Below are 20,171 nucleotides of genomic sequence, written 5' to 3' on the forward strand. Positions count from 1 at the left end.
GGCCATGCCGGCCGCGTGTTCTCCTCGCCGCTGGCGCGCCGGCTCGCCAAGGAAGCTGGCGTCGATGTTGCGATGGTGACCGGCACCGGCCCGCACGGCCGCGTGGTCGCGCGCGACGTGGAGCAGGCCAAGTCCGGCAAGGGCCTCAAGGCTCCCGCGGCGGCGCCGTCAGGTGCACCCTCGGGCGCGCCGACCATGTCGGACAAGCAGATCCTGGCGCTGTTCGAGCCGGGCTCCTACGAGGTGGTCCCGCATGACGGCATGCGCCGCACGATTGCGCAGCGTCTGACCGCGTCGATCCAGAACGTCCCGCACTTCTATCTCACCATCGACTGCGACATCGGCAAGCTGCTCGCCGCGCGCGAGGAGATCAATGCGGCTGCTCCCAAGGATAAGGAGAAGAAGCCGCTCTACAAGATCTCGGTCAACGACTTCGTCATCAAGGCGATGGCGGTGGCGCTGCAGAAGATCCCGAATTGCAATGTGAGCTGGACCGAATCCGGCATGGTCAAGCATCACCATTCCGACGTCGGCGTCGCCGTGGCGATGCCGGGCGGCCTGATCACGCCGATCATCCGCAAGGCCGAGACCAAGACGCTGTCGACCATCTCCAACGAGATGAAGGATTTTGCGGCACGCGCGCGCTCGCGCAAGCTGAAGCCCGAAGAGTACCAGGGCGGCACGACGGCCGTCTCGAACCTCGGCATGTTCGGCATCAGCCACTTCACTGCCGTGATCAATCCGCCGCATGCGACCATCCTCGCGGTCGGCACCAGCGAGGAGCGGCCTGTGGTCCGCGGCGGCAAGATCGAGATCGCGAACATGATGAGCGTGACCCTGTCCTGCGATCACCGCGCCATCGACGGCGCGCTCGGCGCGGAACTGATCGGCGCCTTCAAGCAGCTGATCGAAAATCCCGTCATGATGATGGTCTGACGCGCGGTAGAGGGGGCACCGTTGCATGTCCGTACCCGCTGGCCATGGATGTCGCTGCTGCTTGGAGCAGTCGTCGCGCTCAACCCGATTGGGCTCGATCTTCTTTACTCCGCGTTCTTTGCCGGTGAACAACTGGCACGGAACATCGCCCAGCCGGTCGTGCTGATCGCCTTGGCCGTAATGGCTTTGGCGACGATGCTCGAATGGCTGGTGAGGTCTTTTCTGATCAAGCGCCGCGCCCGCGGCGCCTCTTGAGTTGAATGGGAGCCGCCATGGCCGACACATCCTTCGACATCATCATCATCGGCTCCGGTCCGGGCGGCTATGTCACCGCAATCCGCGCCGCCCAGCTCGGCTTCAAGGTCGCGATCGTCGAGAAATCCTATCTCGGCGGCATCTGCCTCAACTGGGGCTGCATCCCGACCAAGGCGCTGCTGCGCTCGGCCGAGATCTACCACTACATGCAGCACGCCAAGGATTACGGCCTGTCCGCCGAAAACGTCTCGTTCGACCCGAAGGCGGTGGTGCAGCGCTCGCGCGGTGTCTCGAAGCGGCTGAACGATGGCGTTGGCTTCCTGATGAAGAAGAACAAGGTCAGCGTGATCTGGGGCGCGGCCTCGATCGACGCGCCCGGCAAAGTCACCGTGAAGAAGTCGGACGTCGAGGGCCCCAAGGGTGCGCTGGGCGAGGGAACGTATCAGGCCAAACACATTATCGTCGCGACCGGCGCGCGACCGCGCGTGCTGCCGGGCCTCGAACCCGACAAGAAGCTGATCTGGACTTATTTCGAGGCGATGGTTCCGGAGCGGATGCCGAAATCGCTGCTGGTCGTCGGCTCCGGCGCGATCGGCATCGAGTTCGCCTCCTTCTTCCATACCATGGGCTCGGACGTCACCGTGGTCGAAGTGCTGCCGCAGATCCTGCCGGTCGAGGATGCCGAGATCGCCGGCCTGGCGCGCAAGCGGTTCGAGAAGCAGGGCATCAAGATCCTGTCCTCGACCAAGGTGACCAAGCTCGAGAAGAAGGCCGACAGCGTCGTCGCCACCATTGACGACGGCAAGGGCAAGCCTGTGACGACCGAGTTCGAGCGTGTGATCTCGGCCGTCGGCGTCGTCGGCAACATCGAGAACCTTGGACTCGAGAAGCTCGGCGTGAAAACGGATCGCGGCGTCATCGTGATCGACGGCTACGGCAAGACCAACATCCCCGGCATCTATGCCATCGGCGATGTCGCGGGGCCGCCGATGCTGGCTCACAAGGCCGAACATGAAGGCGTGATCTGCGTCGAGGCGATCAAGGGCCTGCATCCGCACGCCATGGACAAGAACCTGATCCCGGGCTGCACCTATTGTCAGCCGCAGGTGGCCTCCGTCGGCCTCACCGAAGCCAAGGCCAAGGAGAACGGCCGCGAGATCCGCGTCGGCCGCTTCCCCTTCGTCGGCAACGGCAAGGCCATCGCGCTCGGCGAGGACCAGGGCTTGGTCAAGGTGATCTTCGACAAGAAGACCGGCCAGCTGCTTGGCGCCCACATGATCGGCGCAGAGGTCACCGAGCTGATCCAGGGCTACGTCGTCGCCATGAACCTTGAGACCACGGAAGAGGAGCTGATGCACACGGTGTTCCCGCATCCGACCCTGTCGGAGATGATGAAGGAAGCCGTGCTGGATGCGTATGGACGGGTGCTGAATATTTGACGGGCGCGCATCGCCGCCCACCACCGTCATTGCGAGCGAAGCGAAGCAATCCAGACTGCCTCCGCGGAAAGACTCTGGATTGCTCCGCTGCGCTCGCAATGACGAGCGGAGGGATCTGTTTGCAAAACAAGAAGGAAATCACCCCATGCAAGACAACGACAACCTCACCATCGAACGCCCGACCTTCGTCACCCATCTCGAATGCGCGATGGAGGGCGATCATTACGCCGCCGACCAGGTCCACAACCTCTCCAAGGCCGGCAAGCCGCTGCTGGTGCGCTACGACCTTGCCGGTGTGAAGACGGCGCTGACGAAAGACGCGCTCGCCCAGCGCCCCGCCGACATGTGGCGCTACCGCGAGCTTTTGCCGGTGCGTAAATGTCAGGACATCGTCTCGCTCGGCGAGGTCACGACGCCGCTGATCCGGCTGCCCAAGCTCGGTGCAAAACTCGGCGGCGGCGAGATCATCGTCAAGGACGAGGGGCGCTTGCCGAGCGGCTCGTTCAAGGCGCGCGGCCTCGTGATGGCGGTGTCGATGGGCAAGGCGCTCGGCATCAAGCATATGGCGATGCCGACCAACGGCAATGCCGGCGCGGCGCTCGCGGCTTATGCGACCTCCTGCGGCATCAAGACCACGATCTTCTGCCCGGCCGATACGCCGGAGGTGAACGTCAGCGAGATCGAGCTGCAGGGCGCCACCGTCTACCGCGTCAACGGCTATATCGACGATTGCGGCAAGATCGTCGGCGAGGGCAAGGCGAAAGTCGGCTGGTTCGACACCTCGACCTTGAAGGAGCCGTACCGCATCGAAGGCAAGAAGACGATGGGGCTCGAACTCGCCGAGCAGCTCGGCTGGGACGTGCCCGACGTGATCTTCTATCCGACCGGCGGCGGCACCGGCCTGATCGGCATGTGGAAGGCGTTCGACGAACTAGAGAAGATCGGCTTCATCGGCAGCAAGCGCCCGCGCATGGTCGCGGTGCAAGCCTCCGGCTGCGCGCCCATGGTGCGCGCCTATGAGGCCGGCACCGAGCATGCGACGCGCTGGGAGGACGCTCACACCATCGCGTCAGGCATTCGCGTGCCGCAGGCGATCGGCGACTTTCTCATTTTGCGCGCGGTGCGGCAGAGCAACGGTTTTGCCATTGCCGTCGACGACGACAAGATCTCGTCGGCGCTCAGCGAGGTCGCGCGCGAGGAGGGGCTGTTGCTCTGCCCCGAAGGTGCTGCCACCTACGCCGCCTACAAGGACAGCCTCGCCGACGGCCGCGTCAGCAAGTCCGACCGCGTGATGCTGTTCAATTGCGCCACAGGCCTGAAATACCCGCTGCCGCCGGTCACCCGCACGCTCGATCGTCATAAGCCGATCGACTATTCGCAGTTCTAGCGCGGCATTTCGTCCCTTCACGAACGATCCCTCTTCCCGTACGCGGGAAGAGACAAAAACAACAATGACATTGCTGGGAGAAGACAATGAAGGCCGCCTGGGCTGCGCTGATTGCTATTCTCGCTGTTGCAGGCGCCGCGCGCGCCGACGACTATCCCTCGCGTCCCATCACCATCATCGTTCCCTTCGCCGCCGGCGGTCCGTCGGATGCGATGGCGCGAGTGCTTGCCGAGCGGATGCGGACATCGCTTGGGCAGCCGCTGGTGATCGAGAACGTCACCGGCGCGGGCGGCTCGATCGGCGTCGGCCGCGCCGTGCATTCGGCCCCCGACGGCTACACGATCTCGTTCGGCCATCTCGGCACCCACGTCGCCAACGGCGCCGTCTACAAGCTCAATTACGACCTGGTCGCGGACCTGGAGCCGGTGGTGCTGCTGCCGAGCAATCCGATGATCGTCGTCAGCAAGAACGCGGTGCCCGCGACCTCGCTGAAGGAGCTGCTGGACTGGCTGAAGTCGCGACCGTCGCCGCCGACCGCCGGCACCGCCGGCGCGGGCTCGGGTAGCCACATCGCCGGGGTCTATTTGGAGAGCGTCAGCGGCATCAAGCTGCAATACGTACCGTATCGCGGCACCGCGCCCGCCCTGAACGATCTCATTGCCGGCCAGATCGACATCATCGTCGACCAGACCTCGAACTCCATCAACCAGGTCCGCGCCGGCACCATTCGCGCCTACGCCATCACCGATGACAGGCGCCTGTCGTCGGCGCCCGACATCCCGACGGCGGAGGAGGCGGGCCTGAAGGGCTTCAACATGACGCTCTGGTCCGGCATGTGGGTGCCGAAGGGCACGCCAAAGGCGATCGTCGCCAAGCTCAATGCCGCTGCCGTGGAAGCGCTGAACGATCCCGGCGTGAAGAAGCAGCTCGAAAGTCAGGGGCTTGAGATGACACCCCAGGATCAGCTCACGCCCGAGGCCCTGGGCGCCCGCCAGAAGGCGGAGATCGCGAAGTGGTGGCCAATGATCAAGGCGGCGAACATCAAGGTGGAGTGAGCGCCGTGTCGCCAGGGCTCGGCGCCAGCGTATCACGTCTCGGTTTGATCGGAGCCGGACAGGGCCATCCGCAGACATTCAAGCAGAGCGGGCGTGGAGAACGGCTTCGCCAGAAAGCAGATAGCGCCCGCTTTCAGCGCGCGGTCGCGCACGGCATCGTCGGGAAAAGCCGTCATGAAAATGAAGGGCGTGTGGTGACCAAGGCTGCGCATGTGCGTCAAGAGCTCAAGGCCGCCCATCAACGACATCTGCACATCCGCGATCACGCAGGACGTCGTCTTCAGTTCGGCCGATTGAAGAAATTCGTCAGCGGAGCGAAAGATGTTGACCGTGTATCCCCGCGACGTCAGCAGATTATTGGTCGCAAGGCGGACTGATCGATCATCGTCGATGACGGAAATGGCCGAGGGGATTGACAAAATGATCGCTCCTGATCGGGGAGCCGCCGATCACGGTGCCGCACTTGACGAAAGTGAGCCCTTGGAGCGAGCTTGAAAAGCATACTTAGGTTTGCACCTTTCCGCCCGGGCGTGAGATTCCGAGCGCCTCCACCATTCTGACGAGATCGGCCAACGACTTGGCGCCCATTTTCCGCATGATCTGCCCGCGGTAGATCTTGACGGTAATCTCAGCCAATCCGAGCTCGGCAGCGACTTGCTTGTTCATCAGGCCGGACGCCACCAGGGCGAGGATGTCGCGCTGGCGCGCGCTCAAACCCTCGAATCGGGACCGCACTCCCGCGACCGACTCCTCGGCATTGCGTCGCTTGCGATCCCGTTCGATCGCGGCCTGAACCGCATCCAGCATGTCCTGGTCGCGCACCGGCTTGGTCAGAAAATCGATGGCGCCGCTCTTCATGGCCCTGACGGTCATCGGAATATCACCATGACCGGTGATGAAGATAATGGGCGTGTGAATGTTCGCCTTCGCTAGGTCCGACTGCAGGTCAAAGCCGCTTGAGCCCGGCAGGCGGATGTCGAGCACAAGGCAGCTGGGGACCGCCGGTGGCTTGGCTTCCATGATCTCCGCCGCGGAGCCGAAAGCCTCGACCTTGAGGCCGACGGATTGAAAGAGGTTGGTGAGCGCACGGCGCATCGATGGATCGTCGTCGACGATCAAGACGATCGGATCGTCGGAACTCGTCTGCACCGTCGCCACCTTGAGATGGTCGGTCACGACGTGTCCTCGATCGGCAAGGGCAGGGCAATCTGGAATGTTGCTCCGCTTCCGTCATTGGGGAAGGCCGAGAGCCGGCCCGCATGAGCCTCGATGATCGATCGGCAGATCGACAGTCCCATCCCCAGGCCGCTCGGCTTTGTCGTGAAGAAAGGTGTGAAGATGCGCTCCGTCGCGCCGTCGCCGAGGCCGACCCCGCTGTCTGTCACGATCAGGAGCATGCGGCCTTCGCCGTGCTCGCTCGCCTGGCTGGAGCGGATCGCAAGCTCGCGCGGACGGTCCACATTGGCGTGCATGGCTTCAATCCCGTTCATGACCAGGTTGATCAGCACCTGCTGCAGCTGGATCCGGTCGCCGCAAACGCTGGGTAGAGCGGACGCCAGCTCCATTCGTACCGACACGGCATGGGTGGCAAGCTCGCGGCGGACGAGCGCCACCGTCTCCCTGACGAGCTGGTTCATGTCGACCGGAGCCATCTCGATCTCGGTCTTCTTCGCAAGCGTTCTGATCCGGCGGATCACCTCGCTGGCGCGATTGGCGTCCTCGACGATCCATTCCACGGAACGGCGTGCGGCATTCAGTTGGGCTGGTTCGCGGCCGAGCCATCCGATACAGGCATCCGCATTGGAGATCACGGCGGCCAAGGGCTGATTGATCTCGTGGGCGATCGAGGCCGTGAGTTCGCCGAGCATCGTGACGCGCGTCACGTGAGCTAGTTCGGCTTGCGCCTTGCGCAGTGCTTCTTCGGCCTGCTCGGCGCGGATGGCCGCCGTCACGTCGCTGCTGACGCCACGATAACCGAGAAAGTTGCCGTTCGCGTCGTGCAAGGGCTTGCCGCTGGTGCGCACGTAGATCGGAGATCCGTTGCGATCCTTGCTTCGGTAGACCAGGTCGCGAAACGGAAGGTGGGCATCGAGCGTCGCGCGATGCCGCTCCCACTTCTCGGGCTCGAGCTCGGCATCGGGTGGAATGTCCCAACGGGCGAGGCCGATCACGCCCGTGGGCACGGGACCGGCCGTGTCGGCATGTTCCGAAATCCGTGTGATACGGTGGTCCGGCCCGCTCTCCCAAAACCAGTCCGAGGCGGTTTCGGCATAGTCGCGAAATCGCTGCTCGGACAGCTTGAGCTCGTCAAAGGCTTTTTGCAGCGCTTGTCTGGCGGCAAACTGCTCGGTGACATCGACGTGGGTGCCGATGATTTCCGTGACATCGCCGTCCCCGCCGACGACGGGATGCCCCTCCGTATGGACGTGTCGTACGGAACCGTCCGGACGCAAAATCCGAAAATCAACTTCGAAAGGCTGCTTTTGCCGGATTGCCTGACGTTCCACATCGACGATCCGGCGAAAGTCTTCGGCGAGGATCCGTTGTTGGAAAGCCTGCGCCGACAGATCGATCTGGTCCGGGTTGAATCCGAACAGGCGATAGAGTTCGGCCGATCGGTAGGCAAACTCCTGACTGCGCACGTTCCAGGCCCAGCTGCTCGTGTGGCTGAGGCGCTGGGCTTCGGTCAGATAGGCTTCGCTGCGACGCAGCCGCTGTTCGGTTTCCTTTGCCGTAGTGACGTCAGTGACCGCTCCAACAAACTCGATGTGGCCGGATCCATGTCTCACCACGCGTGCCACGGAATGGAGATATTTGATGGTTCCATCGGGCATCAGCAGGCGATATTCATGGTCGAAATCGCCGACCTCACGGAAGGCCTGATCAAGGGTCTTGCTGACCGCATTGCGATCTTCCGGATGAATGCGCTGGAAAACGAAATCGAGCGTCGGTTTGACCTGCGGGTCACATTGGAAGATGCGAAAGGTCTCCCTGGACCAGACGGCCTCGCGGGTTGCCAGGCTCAGGCCGAAGCTGCCGGTGCGGCTCAACTCCTGCGCTTGGGCAAGGTAGGCCTCGCTCTGCCGCAGCGCATCCTCCGCCTCCTTGCGCTGGGTGATGTTTTCGCAGGCGACCAGCACGATCGGCGTGCCGTCGCCGCGTCGCATGGCCTTGGCGTTCTCACGGACCCAGAGAACCGAGCCGTCCTTCCGGATCTTGCGAATCTCCCAGGTGTGCGACTGGTCCACGGTTTCCAGGCACAGCCCGACACAGCGACGGACGAAATCGCGGTCCTCTTCGAAAAAGACGTTCAGCACAGATTGGCCGGTCAACTCGGCCGCCGTGTAGCCCAGTTGCGCGGCGCCAAATGTATTTACGTTGAGCACCGTTCCGGCCGGATCGACCATGAAATACATGACCGGATTGTGCTCGAACACTTGTCGCCATTGCTTCACGGCGTCGCGCAGGTCGGCATTGTCCTGCCGCCAGCCATCCCCAGTCGCGGACTCGCCTTTCCCCGCATTGCCGAGAGATCGAAGCGCCGCAAGGCCGCCGAGCAGGAATTGCGCGGCCGAATTCCCTAGTTTTGCGATCTGGCCAGGCATCATCGCAAGCGTCCCGGCCCGCGTGGGGCAGGGAGAGTAGAGCACTTTGCGACAGCAGGGGCAATTCCCTGATCAAAGCAGGATTCCGCATCGAAAGTTCGCGGGCTCCGTGCAGCTTGCCAGCGTTGCGCCGTCTCGTTGCGAGCGGACGAAACTCCGGTAAATCACCGGACAAACCTATGTATAGGTCGCGCAATCCTAGTCATACGCTGCATTTACCTCCGTACAATTGAGCGGCCCGTCACATGGGGACTAGTCTCACCGGCAATCCAGTGGTGTCGATCGCAACGCTTGAACAGTTGAGTAGCGCGGGGTCGTGCACTCAAGAGGCCAGCTTCGCCTCCGCTGGCGCTGACTTGCCGATGATCTGGTCACGATTGAGAAGCCGCATTTCGTTGACGAACGTGGTGATTGTGCATCAGCGCCCGTGGGGATCCTCGACCGTCAGAGGCGCCCATCAGAGGCCAGGAGGAGAGGATCATGTGCGATAAGCCCGAACACTCCGAGCGCCCTTCCGCCGCAAAAAGCTGCGCCGTCTGCAGCGGGAAGTTCGGCCTGATCCGGTATTATTCCTGGCGAGCGCCGCTTTGCTCCCGGAGATGTCTCGATCGCTTCAGAGCGCGCCGCGAACGCGATCGCCGATGGCTGTTTCGGTCTCAGGCGGCGTAAGCACCAGTCACCGGATCTGCTGCGTTCGGCAATTCTGTATCGGGAGGCTGCGCGTTGAACCGTTGTTGCAAGCTCCTCTTGGCGATCACGCTGCCGCTTTCGTTGATGACTGGAGCGGAGGCGGACGAGGCCGGACAGGATGGCGCACATCGTCATCCGCCTCGGGATCTGCTCCTCCACGAGCAGTTCTATTCGAGTTGGCACATGCCGGACAATCCGGTGCTGACTTGCTGCAACAACGCCGACTGCTACCCGACCGAGATACGGCGGGTCGAGGGGAGCATCTACGCGCTGCGCCGGGAAGACGGGAAATACATCCTCATTCCGCCTCAGAAGGTCGAGCGAAACAGGGATAATCCCGACGGCCGCAACCATCTTTGCGCGCCGCCGCCGTCCGCCTCTCTCGTCGACACGGTCTACTGCTTTGCGCTCGGAGGTGCCACATGAGGTTCATATTGGTGAACGGCAGGACCCCTTTTCGCAAAACGTCCTGCCTCTGGTGCTGCGAGGAGATCAGCGGCGGCTATCTGCGCGATGCGAAGACGCTGCTGCCCTACTGCGGCTACGAGTGTTACGCGCTTCATGGCGAAGCTGCGCCGCTGATCGAGGGGCGCACACGAGCGGCGTCTTGAGCGGATAGGAGGGCGAAACGGGCGGTGGATTTGCCGTCCGGGCGAGAGGACATCGCGATGAGATTCATGTTCGTCAATCAGGAAGGGCCTCGCCACGGCGGTACCTGCAGCGCGTGCGCGCAGCCGCTGGGCGCGAGTTACGTCCGCCATGTGCCCGCTGAGCGGCGGTACTGCGACTATGATTGCTACCGTCGATATCAGCAGACGGCGGTGGAAATGCTCTGGCCTTACCGCAGTTCGCTCGAAGCGATCACGGTGTCGAGCTGGAACTGGATACTGCAGACGGGCGCGCTCTCGCGCTCGCTGACGGAAGCATTTCTGCGCGCGTACGAACCCTCTGACCACGGAAGGAGGTGACGGCTCGCCAAACGATGCGGACCCGCGCAGAGAGGTCGGTCGCAGTCACTGCATCCAGCTTCACGCCGCGTCCAGCCCCGGCGTCGCGAAGCTAGGGCGCGGCGGCTGCGGCCGATGCCGTCGTCGGCATCGCGCCCCTGTTCGGCGTCGTAACGCGCTGCTCGGACTTCGCCGCGACGACGCTGCTGGCCTCAAACCTCGCACGATAGACCAGCACGTTCTCGATCACGCGCTGGACGTAGTTGCGCGTCTCCGACAGCGGGATGCGCTCGACCCAGTCGACCGGATCGACCTTGGGATCCCTGGGGTCGCCGCGCGCCTGCACCCATTCGCGCACGCGGCCCCGGCCGGCATTGTAGCCGGCGAAGGTCATGATCTGGTTGCCGCGATATTCCGACATGAGCGCACTGAGCTCGGCCGCGCCCATCTGCGTGTTGTAGACGGGATCGGAGACCATCTTGTCCCAGTCATAGGTCAGGCCGAAGCGCTTTGCGGTGTCGCGGCCCGCTTCCGGCGTCACCTGCATCAGCCCGACTGCGTTGGCGGCCGATTTGTCGCGCTGGTCGAACGAGCTTTCGGTGCGCGCCACCGAATAGATCACGCTGGGATCGATCGCGGGCGCCACCTGCTTATGTTCAGGGATGCCGATGGTCGGGAAGGCGTAGTGATCGAGCGCGAGCCCGCGCGCCAGCGCCGACTTGCCGACCTCCAGCATCACGCGCGCATCGTTGCGCCGGCCGGCGAGCTCGCCGAGCGCTTCGAGTGCGGCGACGTCGGTGCTCTCCTTGGCAAAATCCTCGGCGAAGTAAAACACCATGTCGCGCTCACCGACGCCGTAGAGCATGTCGGCGGCGCGCACGCGCTCGTCCGCGGGCGGCGCGTCGACTGCTGCCAGCACGGGCGAGGGCGCACGCAGCTCGATGCGGTCGAGACCGAGCCTGGCGCGGGCGAGCTGGCCGTAATAGGCGGTCGGATAGCGCGCCGCCGCCTGATAGCTCAGGCGCGCATCGGCCGGTGCGTTCATTGCCTCGGCCGCGCGGCCGCGCCAATAATGCGCGCGCGACAGCGCGATCGGATTGGCGGAGCCTTCGTCGATCGCGGCGAAATGCGTCATCGCCGCCTTGGGATCATCGAGATAGCGCAGCGCGATCCAGCCGCACATGAAGTGATAGTCGGCGCGATAGACCTCCATCGCGGGCACGGCTGCCGAGCGCACCAAATCATAGGCGGTTTTGAACTTGCCCTGGTCGAGCAGCTTTCGCGCGAGCAGGCGGCGCTCGCGCCACCAGGCGTCGGTGTCTTGCGCCGCCATCGTATCGGGCGCGGCGGCCAGGATCACCTCGGCCGCGTCGTCGATGCGGTCATTCTGGAGATGCCATTGCGCGCGGCACAGCACATAGCCGAGGTCGCGGCGCGCCTCGGCCGAAATGTCCTCCAGGTAATCCTTGGCCTTGCTGGCCTTGCCGGTGACTGCGGCGCAGGCCTTGACGATCGCGAGCGCATCCTCGCCGAGCCGCTTGGCTGCGCGCCGCGCCCCCGCATAGTCCTTGGCGCCGAGCCGCTTGTCCATGCGGGCGCGATGATCCTCGGCGGTCAGGAGATCGCGGAACGCTTGGTAGGAATCCTCCTCACTGCGCTCGGACAATTCGTCCGTGCGCCAGGCATCGCGCACAAGACGCGCGGCCCTGTCGCTGTCGCCCTCGGTCATTAGCACGCGGGCGAGCGCGAACTTGCCCTTGGCGCTGGTCGGCCGGTCCATCGTGAATTTGTGCACTGTCGTCGCGTCGGCCTTCTCCTGCCACAGCCGCGCCTCGGCGCGGCGGCGGAGCAGCGCGCTGCTCGGCCAGTCCGGATTGGCGGCGAGGAAGGCGGCGTAGCGCTTGAAATTCGCCGTGCTTTCGGAATGGCGCAGCATAAACCAGTCGGCGAGTTTCTGTCCGGCCGGGTCGGCAATGCGGTCGCGCGCCGCGCTGGCGTCCTCGGTCTTGCCCTTCCGCGCGAGATCGATGGCATCCTTCAGCGCGGCGAGATCGCCAGTCAGCGGCGGGGCTGCCGGCTTGTCCGAGGGCGCGTCGTCCTGCTTCTTCGACTTGCGCTTGGCCTCGGCATGCTTGCCGTGCCGCGCCTTGCCGGCGGAGGCGTGGCGCTGCTTGCCGGTTTTCGCCTCATGCGTCTTCTTCGGCGCGGACGATTTGTGACCGCTCTTCGCTGCCAGCTCTGTAGGGATGAAGGCCAAAGCGGCCACGGCAACGACACACGCGAGCGAGCGTAGGCACTGGTTCATTCCGTGGTCCCCCTGCGAAACCAGTACAAACCAAAGTCCGCGACGAGATGCGGCTCGAGAATCAAAACGGCGTCAAAATGGTGACACGACGTCGTTTCGCATCCTGAAGCTGTTCCAACAATGCGGCGAAATACGGATGGAGCCAGGGAACCTGTGCAACGGCGGGGCGAGCGGGTCTCTTAACCTTCATTAACGAATACGGCTCGCGCGACGGTTGCGGCGGTTCAGGACGCCTCGAAGCGGCCAAATTGCGCGTATTCCCGGCGGCAAATCCGTTGTATTGGGTTCCAAAGCCTTTCCCCTTCAGCCCATTGTCCCGCGCCCATGCCGATTTTCAACCAGTCGATCCGGCGCAAGATCGTCGGGATTGCGCTCGGCCTCATCATCCTGATGGTCGTCACCGCGATCCTGTCGATGGTGATGTCCAGCCGCGTCGGCCATCTTCTGGATGAGCTGACCGCGCGGTATATTCCGGCTTACGGCCACCTGGCGCGGTCCAATGTGCGTTCGCTGGAGCGGGCGCTGGCGATGCGGCGCATGGTGATCGCCAAAATGCAAACGCCGCCGGACGAGGAGGGCTTTGCGGCGCGGCTGAAGATCTTCAGGGAAACGGACGCCCAGGTCGAGCAGGAGGCCGAAGCCGCGCGAAAGCTGATCAACGCGATCATCGACGATGAGAGCACACCGTCGGACAACGCGGCACTCGCCCGGATCGAGACGCGCATCGAGAATGCAGTCAAGGAGCTTCGCCGCGAACTCGACGAGGAGGACGCCAAGCTGCTCCGGCTGCTCGATGCCAAGGACTTTGCGGCCACGCGCGACGTGCTCGTCCATGTGGACGCGCTCCGCGATCTCTTCACCCAGCGGATCGATGCGATCCGCGCCGAGATGCTCTCGCAGGTGTTCGTGAGCACCGCGCAGGTGATCCGCCATCAGCGCCAGGCGATCATCGTCTCGGGCATCGTGACCATCCTCGCGGCGATCGTCGGACTTGCCTTTGCGATCATGGTCTCCACCGGGATCACGCGACCGGTCCGGCTCTTGCTGGCCGGCACCCGCGAAGTCGAGGCGGGCCGCTTCGACAAGACCATCAGTGTCTCGACGCAGGACGAGATTGGCGAACTCGCCTCCGCCTTCAATCGCATGGTCGAGCAATTGCGCCAGAACGAGCGCATCCGCGAGACCTTTGGCCGCTACATCGATCCCAAGGTGGTGCAGGGGCTGATTGACCGGCCGGAGGTCGCCGTCGACGGCCAGCGCCGGGTGATGACCATCATGTTCTGCGACATGAGCGGCTTCACCGCGATGAGCGAGGGCATGACCCCGCGCGGCCTGGTCAAGGTGATGAACCACTATTTTACCGTCATGTCCGGTCCGATCAGGAGCAACCGCGGCATCATCGACAAATATATCGGCGACGCCATCATGGCCTATTGGGGCCCTCCCTTCATCGAGGAGGAAGAGCCGGCGCTGCTCGCAGGCCTTGCTGCGATCGAAATGGCCGATCAGGTGCCCGCGCTGCAGAAGCAATTGCCGGATCTGCTCGGCATCCGCGCCATGCCCGGGCTTTGCGATCTGCGGATCGGCATCGCCACCGGCGAGGTCCTGACCGGCAGCATCGGCTCCGAGCTGATGATGAGCTTCACCGTGATGGGCGACGCCGTGAACCTCGCCTCACGACTGGAGGCCGTCAACAAGACCTATGGCACCCGTATCCTGATCTCGCAGGCGACGGCGGACGCGATCGGCTCGCACCTCGGATTGCGCGAGGTCGACCGTCTTGCGGTCGCCGGCCAGAGCGCGCCGCAAACGATCTTCGAGGTGATGGGCCGGGCAGGCGCACTCACGGCCGCGCATGAGAGCCTGCGTTCTCACTACGCCGAAGGCCTCGCCGCCTATCGCGCCCGCCGCTTCGACGAGGCCCGCGCCGGCTTCAACGCGGCACTTGAAGCCGTCCCAGGCGACGGCCCCTCGCGGGCAATGCTTGCTCGTATCACGCGGTTCGAGGCCCATCCGCCGGACGAGGGCTGGGAGGGCGCCTGGCGGTTGGAGCAGAAATAGTCGGCCGCGCGGGAAAAATTGATTCTACTCGATAACGATGTTCGCAGTGACCTATTTCCCGGGCTTAGGTTTGGTGTCCTTGAGGCGTTTGATGGGGACACGCCGATGACAGAACTTGAGAACAGGCTCGAACGGTTCGAGACGCTCACCGCCGAATGCGAGCTGATCGCCAGGCTCGCCACCGACAGCACCAAGCGTGAGTTTTATCTGAAGCTCTCGGAGCGGTATCGCCAGCTGGCGGTGGACATGCGGCAGGCCATAGCGAGCCAAGCTGCGGCCTGACGCCGGCAATCCGTTCTTAACACTTGGCGCGCATCCTCAATGCAGATGCGAGGACGCCTCCGGTGATTTCCCGCTGTGGAAATGCCGGGGCTCGCTGCGGTGCAGCGCGCCTCGCGAGATTGTTTTGTCGTGCCTATCAGGGCGATCCCATGCGCCTTTTTGCGGTCATCATGTTTGGACTCATGACGGCAGCCTGCAACCAGGAGCAGGAGATCACCGGCTCGACCCCGGTCTGCGCGATGCGGAACTACACTTCCTTCAATCCCCGCGACATGACCCAGTGCGTTGCCGCCTGCAAGGCGTGCGACCACGGCAACACGGTCACCTGCAGCACGTCGTGCACGCTCAAGGGCGCCCGCTGAGCGGCTCCGCCTCCTGGTTCGGGGCCGATGGTGTCTCGACGGTGTTTTGGCACCGGAACGATTCACATGGATCAATCATTGAAGGGATGGCAGGACGCGGAGTCCTTTGGAATGGGTATGCTCGATCCCGGTCGGTTCCTGGTGTCATGCTCTCACTGCGCAGCCTGGCCGATGGCCGCCAATGTAAGACGTTCGAGCTGGTCGGCTTCGCCGAACGAGGTCCGCTTCGTTTGCCCGCGCTGCCGCCGCGAGGAGACCGCGATCATCTCCGCCTCCGGCGAGTTGACGCCGATCCGGCGCGTCGACGTCCCGCCGCGCGACGTCACCGCGGCCTGGGCTCAGGCCCAGCGCCCAAGAGGGCGAGCGTAGCCCGCCGTTTAAGGAGAAGAGGGCCGAGCGCAGCCAGCTGAGGGCAAGAGGGCGCGCGTCACCATCCGTCGGGACCTCTGATGAGGCAGTTGAACTGCCGCGGGAGGTGATCCAAGCAGGTGCAAATGTGCTAGGATCGTCGGCATGAGTTCATCCATGCCCCGTCCAATCCTGCCGCCCCTCCGCGACCGTTTCCGCCTTACCCCGGTCGCGGCGCGCCTTGCGCCGCTGTTCGGCTTCGCGCTGCTGATCGTGTCATGCGCGCTGGCAAGCTTTGCATTCGCCTGTGCCACGCCGTTTGCGGCTTGCGCGGTTGTCGCCGCCGCCATGCTGCCGCTGCGTCCGGCGCTGCTCGTCGTCACCGGCGCCTGGCTGGTGAACCAGGGCATCGGCTTCGGCGCGCTGCACTATCCGATCGACCCCAGCACTATCGCCTGGGGCTTCGTCATCGGCGCTGCTGCGCTGCTATCGACCGCAGCAGCATCGACGGTCCTCCGTAGGCTGCCGCAAGGCCGCACGCCGCTGATGCTTGCGATTGCATTCGTTGCCGCCTACGCGGTCTATGAGTTCGCCGCGACGCCGGTCCTGGGCGGCGAGGGCGCCTTCACCGCCGCCATCGTGACCCGGATCGGGCTGACCAGCGCCATCTGGCTCGCCGGCCTCGTCGCCGCCTGTGAGATCGTCCGTCTGGCCGATCCGTTCGGGCGCGCGATGCGGAACGCCTGAGCGCCAACCAAGGCACTGAAGTCCGGTCATGCCGATAACCGGACCTTTGCCCAGCGCTGCAAGGCGACCGCTGTCCAAACCGTCTCGACAAACCCGAACGGCCAGGCGCCCTGGAGAAAGCCATAGACCCCGCTGAGCGCGCAAGCTGCCGCGAAGGCCAGCACGAAATGCGGTCCGCGCGGCTCGAGCGCGTAAAACAGCAGCATCGCACTGACCGACAGCAGTCCGAAGATTGTGATTGCGTCCATCAGCCGGCCGGAGGCTTCGGCTTCTTGGCGACATCGCGGGTGTGGAAGACGGCGGGCCCCATCACCGGCCACAGCGCGGCCGTCGCGGTCAGAACGGTCGCGGCGCACATTGCAGCCAGCACGGACGATCGGATTTTCAAGCCGCGCGTCCGCGATCGACAGACGATCCAGACCCAGGCGCAGACCACGACGGCGATGGACAGTTTCGTCATCAGCCCGTGCGCATGGTCGAGCACCGCGATCAGGCTGCCCACGCTGGCGAGCACGACAGCGGGTACCCTGCGCCCTCTTGGACAAGAGGGTGAAGCGACGAAGCAAAGCTCGGGCGGAATCAGCCGCGAGAACGCGAAGCGTGTCTGCAAGTTGAATCTGCATTGGCGGATGGCGATTGCTGCCCCTTGCTCCGTCATTGCGAGCGCAGCGAAGCGATCCAGAGTCTTTCCGCGGAGGATTCTGGATTGCTTCCGCCTTCGCTAAAGCTTCGGCGGACAAGTCGCTCCGCTCGCAAAGACGATGTGGAGAGAGTGTGCACAACACTTCGATCTGTGGCTTGGACGCAGCGCCCTTGCGGCGCGTCCGGACAGGCGGGGAGATGATGAAGCGCCGACTCACCTTGGCTGCGCCTCGTCGTCGCGCCGAAGTTGCAACGCAGGCACGCACCGGAAACTTGAAGTTGTGGGATTGTCCTCCCGCCGGGGGTATCGCAGTAAGCTCGATCGTGTCCTCACGGCCACATTGTGCCGTCCGTGCAACACTCGTCACGGATTTAACCATCTTCTCTGTCCGTTCGCATCGACGCCGCTTTTTGGCCACACCCGAACATGAATAAAATCACTCGAATATTTTAGCGGCAGCGGTGATCCTGGAAGACGACGGAAATCCCCAAGGTCGATTCAAAAGGTCGATTCAAATCTTGGCTCTGATTTTTCGGGTCTGAAAGGGTTGGCCGGGGAAACTGGTTTGCGATGGACGCGAAGAGCAACATCAAGCAGAGGCTGCCGAGCCGTCACGTGACGGAAGGTCCTGCGCGCGCGCCCCATCGCTCCTACCTCTACGCCATGGGTCTGACCACCGACCAGATCCACCAGCCCTTCGTCGGCGTCGCCTCGTGCTGGAACGAGGCCGCGCCCTGCAACATCTCCCTGATGCGCCAGGCGCAGGCGGTGAAGAAGGGCGTCGCAGCCGCCGGCGGCACGCCGCGCGAGTTCTGCACCATCACCGTGACCGACGGCATCGCCATGGGGCATGACGGCATGCGCTCCTCGCTGCCGTCGCGCGAATGCATCGCCGATTCCGTCGAATTGACGATCCGCGGCCACGCCTATGACGCTCTCGTTGGCCTGGCCGGCTGCGACAAGTCGCTGCCGGGCATGATGATGGCGATGGTCCGTCTCAACGTGCCCTCGATCTTCATCTATGGCGGCTCGATCCTGCCCGGCAATTTCCGGGGCCAGCAGGTGACCGTGCAAGACATGTTCGAAGCCGTCGGCAAGCACTCGGTCGGCGCAATGTCGGACGAGGACCTCGACGAGATCGAGCGCGTGGCGTGCCCCTCGGCGGGTGCCTGCGGCGCGCAGTTCACCGCCAACACGATGGCGACCGTCTCCGAGGCGATCGGGCTGGCCTTGCCGTACTCGGCCGGTGCTCCGGCACCCTATGAAATTCGCGACGCCTTCTGCATGACCGCGGGCGAGCAGGTCATGGAGCTGATCGCCCAAAACATCCGGCCACGCGACATCGTCACCCTCAAGGCGCTGGAGAATGCCGCCGCCGTGGTCGCCGCGTCCGGTGGCTCGACTAATGCTGCACTGCACCTGCCGGCAATCGCGCACGAGTGCGGCATCAAGTTCGACCTGTTCGACGTCGCCGAAATCTTCAAAAAGACACCGTACGTCGCGGATTTGAAGCCAGGCGGCCGTTATGTCGCCAAAGACATGTTTGAAGTAGGTGGCATACCGCTTCTGATGAAGACGCTGCTCGACAACGGATTTCTCCACGGTGACTGCATGACCGTCACCGGTCGAACGATCGCCGAAAACCTCAAAAGCGTGAAGTGGAATCCGCACCAGGACGTGGTGCACCCGGCAGACAAGCCCATCACCGTCACCGGCGGTGTGGTCGGTCTGAAGGGCAATCTGGCGCCAGAAGGTGCGATCGTGAAAGTCGCGGGAATGTCCAACCTCAGGTTCACCGGTCCGGCCAGGTGCTTCGACCGTGAGGAGGATGCTTTCGAGGCCGTCCAGAAGCGCACCTACCGCGAAGGCGAAGTCATCGTGATCCGCTACGAGGGGCCGAAGGGCGGTCCCGGCATGCGGGAAATGCTCCAGACCACCGCGGCGCTGACCGGCCAGGGCATGGGCGGCAAGATCGCGCTCATCACCGACGGCCGCTTCTCCGGCGCCACCCGCGGCTTCTGCATCGGCCATGTCGGGCCGGAAGCCGCCATCGGCGGCCCGATCGGGTTGCTGGAGGACGGCGATATCATCGAAATCGACGCGGTCGCCGGTACCCTTAACGTAAAATTGAGCGACCAGGAGCTTGCCCAACGCAAGACCAAATGGACCGCTCGCGCGACTAACCACACGACGGGCGCGCTCTGGAAATATGCTCAGCAGGTTGGACCAGCGGTCGGTGGGGCAGTGACCCATCCGGGCGGCGCGCACGAGAAACAGTGCTATGCGGACATCTAGGCGTACCATCGTTGCGTTTGTGTTGGGGGCTGCCGCGCTGGCCGCGCCGGCTCTCGCCTTTGACGGCGCACCCGTCAGCCAGAAGGATGCGACCATCCCGGTGGTCACGACCTTGCCGGGCGCAGCAGGCAAGGTGCGCAATGTACCGCCAGTCGTGCCCCAGGAAACCTCGCTCAGCGCCCTGCAATATGCCGCGGAGGGTGGCCACCCCATCGCGCAGTGGAAGCTCGGCCGCATGTACGCCAATGGCGACGGCGTCGCCCAGGACGATGTGCGTGCGTTCGAGTATTTCACCCGCATCGCCAACGCGCACGCCGAAGACAGCCCGTCCGCGCCGCAGGCGCAGATCGTCGCCAACGCCTTTGTGGCGCTCGGCCGCTATTATCTCAGCGGCATCCCGAATTCGAAGGTCAAGCCGGACCAGGAGCGGGCGCGGGAGATGTTTTCCTATGCCGCGTCCTATTTCGGCAATGCGGATGCGCAATACGATCTCGCCCGCCTGTACCTGAAGACGCCGGACGCTTCGCGCGAGGATTTCCGCTACGGCGCGCGCTGGCTTGGGCTCGCCGCGCAGAAGGGCCAGCACGAGGCCCAGGCGCTGCTCGGCCAGATGCTGTTCAACGGCGACCGCCTGCCGCGGCAGGCCGCCCGCGGCCTGATGTGGTTGACGCTGGCGCGCGACAGCGCCGGCAGCGACGAGACCTGGATCAAGGAAAACTACAACCGCGCCTTCGCAAAGGCCTCCGACGACGATCGCGCCATGTGCCTGCAGATGCTGGAGCAATGGGTGCAGGGTCGACGGGAGTGATGGGTT

Annotated in this window: 21 protein-coding genes; 15 read left to right on the forward strand and 6 right to left on the reverse strand. The window is 64.1% G+C overall.

Going from position 1 to position 20,171, the window contains the following annotated elements; genetic code table 11:
• The 5 genes from IVB32_RS11295 to IVB32_RS11315 all read left to right on the forward strand — a co-directional run.
• Positions 1-936, forward strand: a 936-nt coding sequence (locus tag IVB32_RS11295) for a 2-oxo acid dehydrogenase subunit E2 (RefSeq protein ID WP_247410376.1), incomplete at its 5' end; no start/stop codon positions are given.
• Positions 937-984: 48 nt separating this feature from the next.
• On the forward strand, positions 985-1,191 hold the full coding sequence (locus tag IVB32_RS11300; RefSeq protein ID WP_018458056.1) for a hypothetical protein: 207 nt from the start codon (positions 985-987) through the stop codon (positions 1,189-1,191).
• Positions 1,192-1,208: 17 nt separating this feature from the next.
• The gene (lpdA, locus tag IVB32_RS11305) at positions 1,209-2,630 is read left to right on the forward strand and encodes a dihydrolipoyl dehydrogenase (RefSeq protein WP_085395056.1); all 1,422 of its coding nucleotides are present in this window, start codon (positions 1,209-1,211) and stop codon (positions 2,628-2,630) included.
• Between the two features lie 145 nt (positions 2,631-2,775).
• On the forward strand, positions 2,776-4,017 hold the full coding sequence (locus tag IVB32_RS11310) for a threonine synthase (protein ID WP_247392809.1): 1,242 nt from the start codon (positions 2,776-2,778) through the stop codon (positions 4,015-4,017).
• An 86-nt stretch (positions 4,018-4,103) separates the two neighbouring features.
• The gene (locus tag IVB32_RS11315) at positions 4,104-5,072 is read left to right on the forward strand and encodes a tripartite tricarboxylate transporter substrate binding protein BugD (RefSeq protein WP_247369924.1); all 969 of its coding nucleotides are present in this window, start codon (positions 4,104-4,106) and stop codon (positions 5,070-5,072) included.
• Positions 5,073-5,104: 32 nt separating this feature from the next.
• Here the strand turns inward: IVB32_RS11315 and IVB32_RS11320 are convergent, their stop codons facing one another.
• The 3 genes from IVB32_RS11320 to IVB32_RS11330 all read right to left on the reverse strand — a co-directional run bounded on the left by IVB32_RS11320 (position 5,105) and on the right by IVB32_RS11330 (position 8,680).
• A complete protein-coding gene (locus IVB32_RS11320) occupies positions 5,105-5,491 on the reverse strand; it encodes a response regulator (RefSeq protein ID WP_018458052.1) in 387 nt (128 codons plus the stop codon).
• Positions 5,492-5,576: 85 nt separating this feature from the next.
• Positions 5,577-6,248, reverse strand: a complete 672-nt coding sequence (locus tag IVB32_RS11325) for a response regulator transcription factor (RefSeq protein WP_247369927.1) — start codon at positions 6,246-6,248, stop codon at positions 5,577-5,579.
• Complete coding sequence (locus IVB32_RS11330; RefSeq protein ID WP_247369931.1) at positions 6,245-8,680, reverse strand: PAS domain-containing sensor histidine kinase; 2,436 nt, start codon at positions 8,678-8,680, stop codon at positions 6,245-6,247. Before IVB32_RS11330 ends, IVB32_RS11325 begins: the two co-directional genes overlap by 4 nt.
• A gap of 744 nt (positions 8,681-9,424) precedes the next feature.
• Between IVB32_RS11330 and IVB32_RS11335 the strand changes: the two genes are divergently transcribed.
• Genes IVB32_RS11335 through IVB32_RS11345 form a run of 3 tightly spaced genes read left to right on the forward strand, consistent with a single transcriptional unit; the run spans position 9,425 to position 10,335 of the window.
• Complete coding sequence (locus tag IVB32_RS11335; protein WP_231188449.1) at positions 9,425-9,793, forward strand: hypothetical protein; 369 nt, start codon at positions 9,425-9,427, stop codon at positions 9,791-9,793.
• Positions 9,790-9,978, forward strand: coding sequence for a hypothetical protein (locus tag IVB32_RS11340; protein ID WP_039800268.1), 189 nt, complete (start codon positions 9,790-9,792; stop codon positions 9,976-9,978). Before IVB32_RS11335 ends, IVB32_RS11340 begins: the two co-directional genes overlap by 4 nt.
• Before the next feature lie 57 nt (positions 9,979-10,035).
• Positions 10,036-10,335 carry a hypothetical protein gene (locus tag IVB32_RS11345; protein WP_018458047.1) on the forward strand — a complete coding sequence of 100 codons (300 nt, stop codon included), beginning with the start codon at positions 10,036-10,038 and terminating at the stop codon, positions 10,333-10,335.
• Positions 10,336-10,426: 91 nt separating this feature from the next.
• Here IVB32_RS11345 and IVB32_RS11350 read toward each other — a convergent pair whose 3' ends face one another.
• On the reverse strand, positions 10,427-12,619 hold the full coding sequence (locus IVB32_RS11350) for a lytic transglycosylase domain-containing protein (RefSeq protein ID WP_247369933.1): 2,193 nt from the start codon (positions 12,617-12,619) through the stop codon (positions 10,427-10,429).
• A 324-nt stretch (positions 12,620-12,943) separates the two neighbouring features.
• Here IVB32_RS11350 and IVB32_RS11355 point away from each other — a divergent pair, with 324 nt between their 5' ends.
• The 5 genes from IVB32_RS11355 to IVB32_RS11375 all read left to right on the forward strand — a co-directional run bounded on the left by IVB32_RS11355 (position 12,944) and on the right by IVB32_RS11375 (position 16,419).
• Positions 12,944-14,680 carry an adenylate/guanylate cyclase domain-containing protein gene (locus IVB32_RS11355; RefSeq protein ID WP_247410378.1) on the forward strand — a complete coding sequence of 579 codons (1,737 nt, stop codon included), beginning with the start codon at positions 12,944-12,946 and terminating at the stop codon, positions 14,678-14,680.
• 105 nt (positions 14,681-14,785) lie between these two features.
• A complete protein-coding gene (locus IVB32_RS11360) occupies positions 14,786-14,962 on the forward strand; it encodes a hypothetical protein (protein ID WP_018458044.1) in 177 nt (58 codons plus the stop codon).
• 149 nt (positions 14,963-15,111) lie between these two features.
• Entirely contained in the window at positions 15,112-15,324 is a 213-nt protein-coding gene (locus IVB32_RS11365) for a hypothetical protein (protein ID WP_018458043.1), read from the forward strand.
• Between the two features lie 66 nt (positions 15,325-15,390).
• Positions 15,391-15,693 carry a hypothetical protein gene (locus IVB32_RS11370; protein WP_247296609.1) on the forward strand — a complete coding sequence of 101 codons (303 nt, stop codon included), beginning with the start codon at positions 15,391-15,393 and terminating at the stop codon, positions 15,691-15,693.
• Positions 15,694-15,849: 156 nt separating this feature from the next.
• Positions 15,850-16,419: a hypothetical protein gene (locus tag IVB32_RS11375; RefSeq protein WP_085353207.1), complete on the forward strand. Its 570-nt coding sequence runs from the start codon at positions 15,850-15,852 to the stop codon at positions 16,417-16,419.
• A 26-nt stretch (positions 16,420-16,445) separates the two neighbouring features.
• Here IVB32_RS11375 and IVB32_RS11380 read toward each other — a convergent pair whose 3' ends face one another.
• Entirely contained in the window at positions 16,446-16,667 is a 222-nt protein-coding gene (locus IVB32_RS11380) for a hypothetical protein (protein ID WP_085353205.1), read from the reverse strand.
• A complete protein-coding gene (locus IVB32_RS11385; protein WP_247410379.1) occupies positions 16,667-16,933 on the reverse strand; it encodes a hypothetical protein in 267 nt (88 codons plus the stop codon). The genes IVB32_RS11380 and IVB32_RS11385 overlap by 1 nt, the downstream gene beginning before the upstream one ends.
• 699 nt (positions 16,934-17,632) lie before the next feature.
• Between IVB32_RS11385 and ilvD the strand changes: the two genes are divergently transcribed.
• Positions 17,633-19,357: a dihydroxy-acid dehydratase gene (ilvD, locus tag IVB32_RS11390; protein WP_027518135.1), complete on the forward strand. Its 1,725-nt coding sequence runs from the start codon at positions 17,633-17,635 to the stop codon at positions 19,355-19,357.
• The gene (locus IVB32_RS11395) at positions 19,344-20,165 is read left to right on the forward strand and encodes a tetratricopeptide repeat protein (protein WP_026233489.1); all 822 of its coding nucleotides are present in this window, start codon (positions 19,344-19,346) and stop codon (positions 20,163-20,165) included. Before ilvD ends, IVB32_RS11395 begins: the two co-directional genes overlap by 14 nt.
• Positions 20,166-20,171: the final 6 nt, after the last annotated feature.

Origin of the sequence: Bradyrhizobium sp. 23 (assembly GCF_023073295.1) — a bacterium.
GTDB lineage: Bacteria > Pseudomonadota > Alphaproteobacteria > Rhizobiales > Xanthobacteraceae > Bradyrhizobium > Bradyrhizobium canariense_D.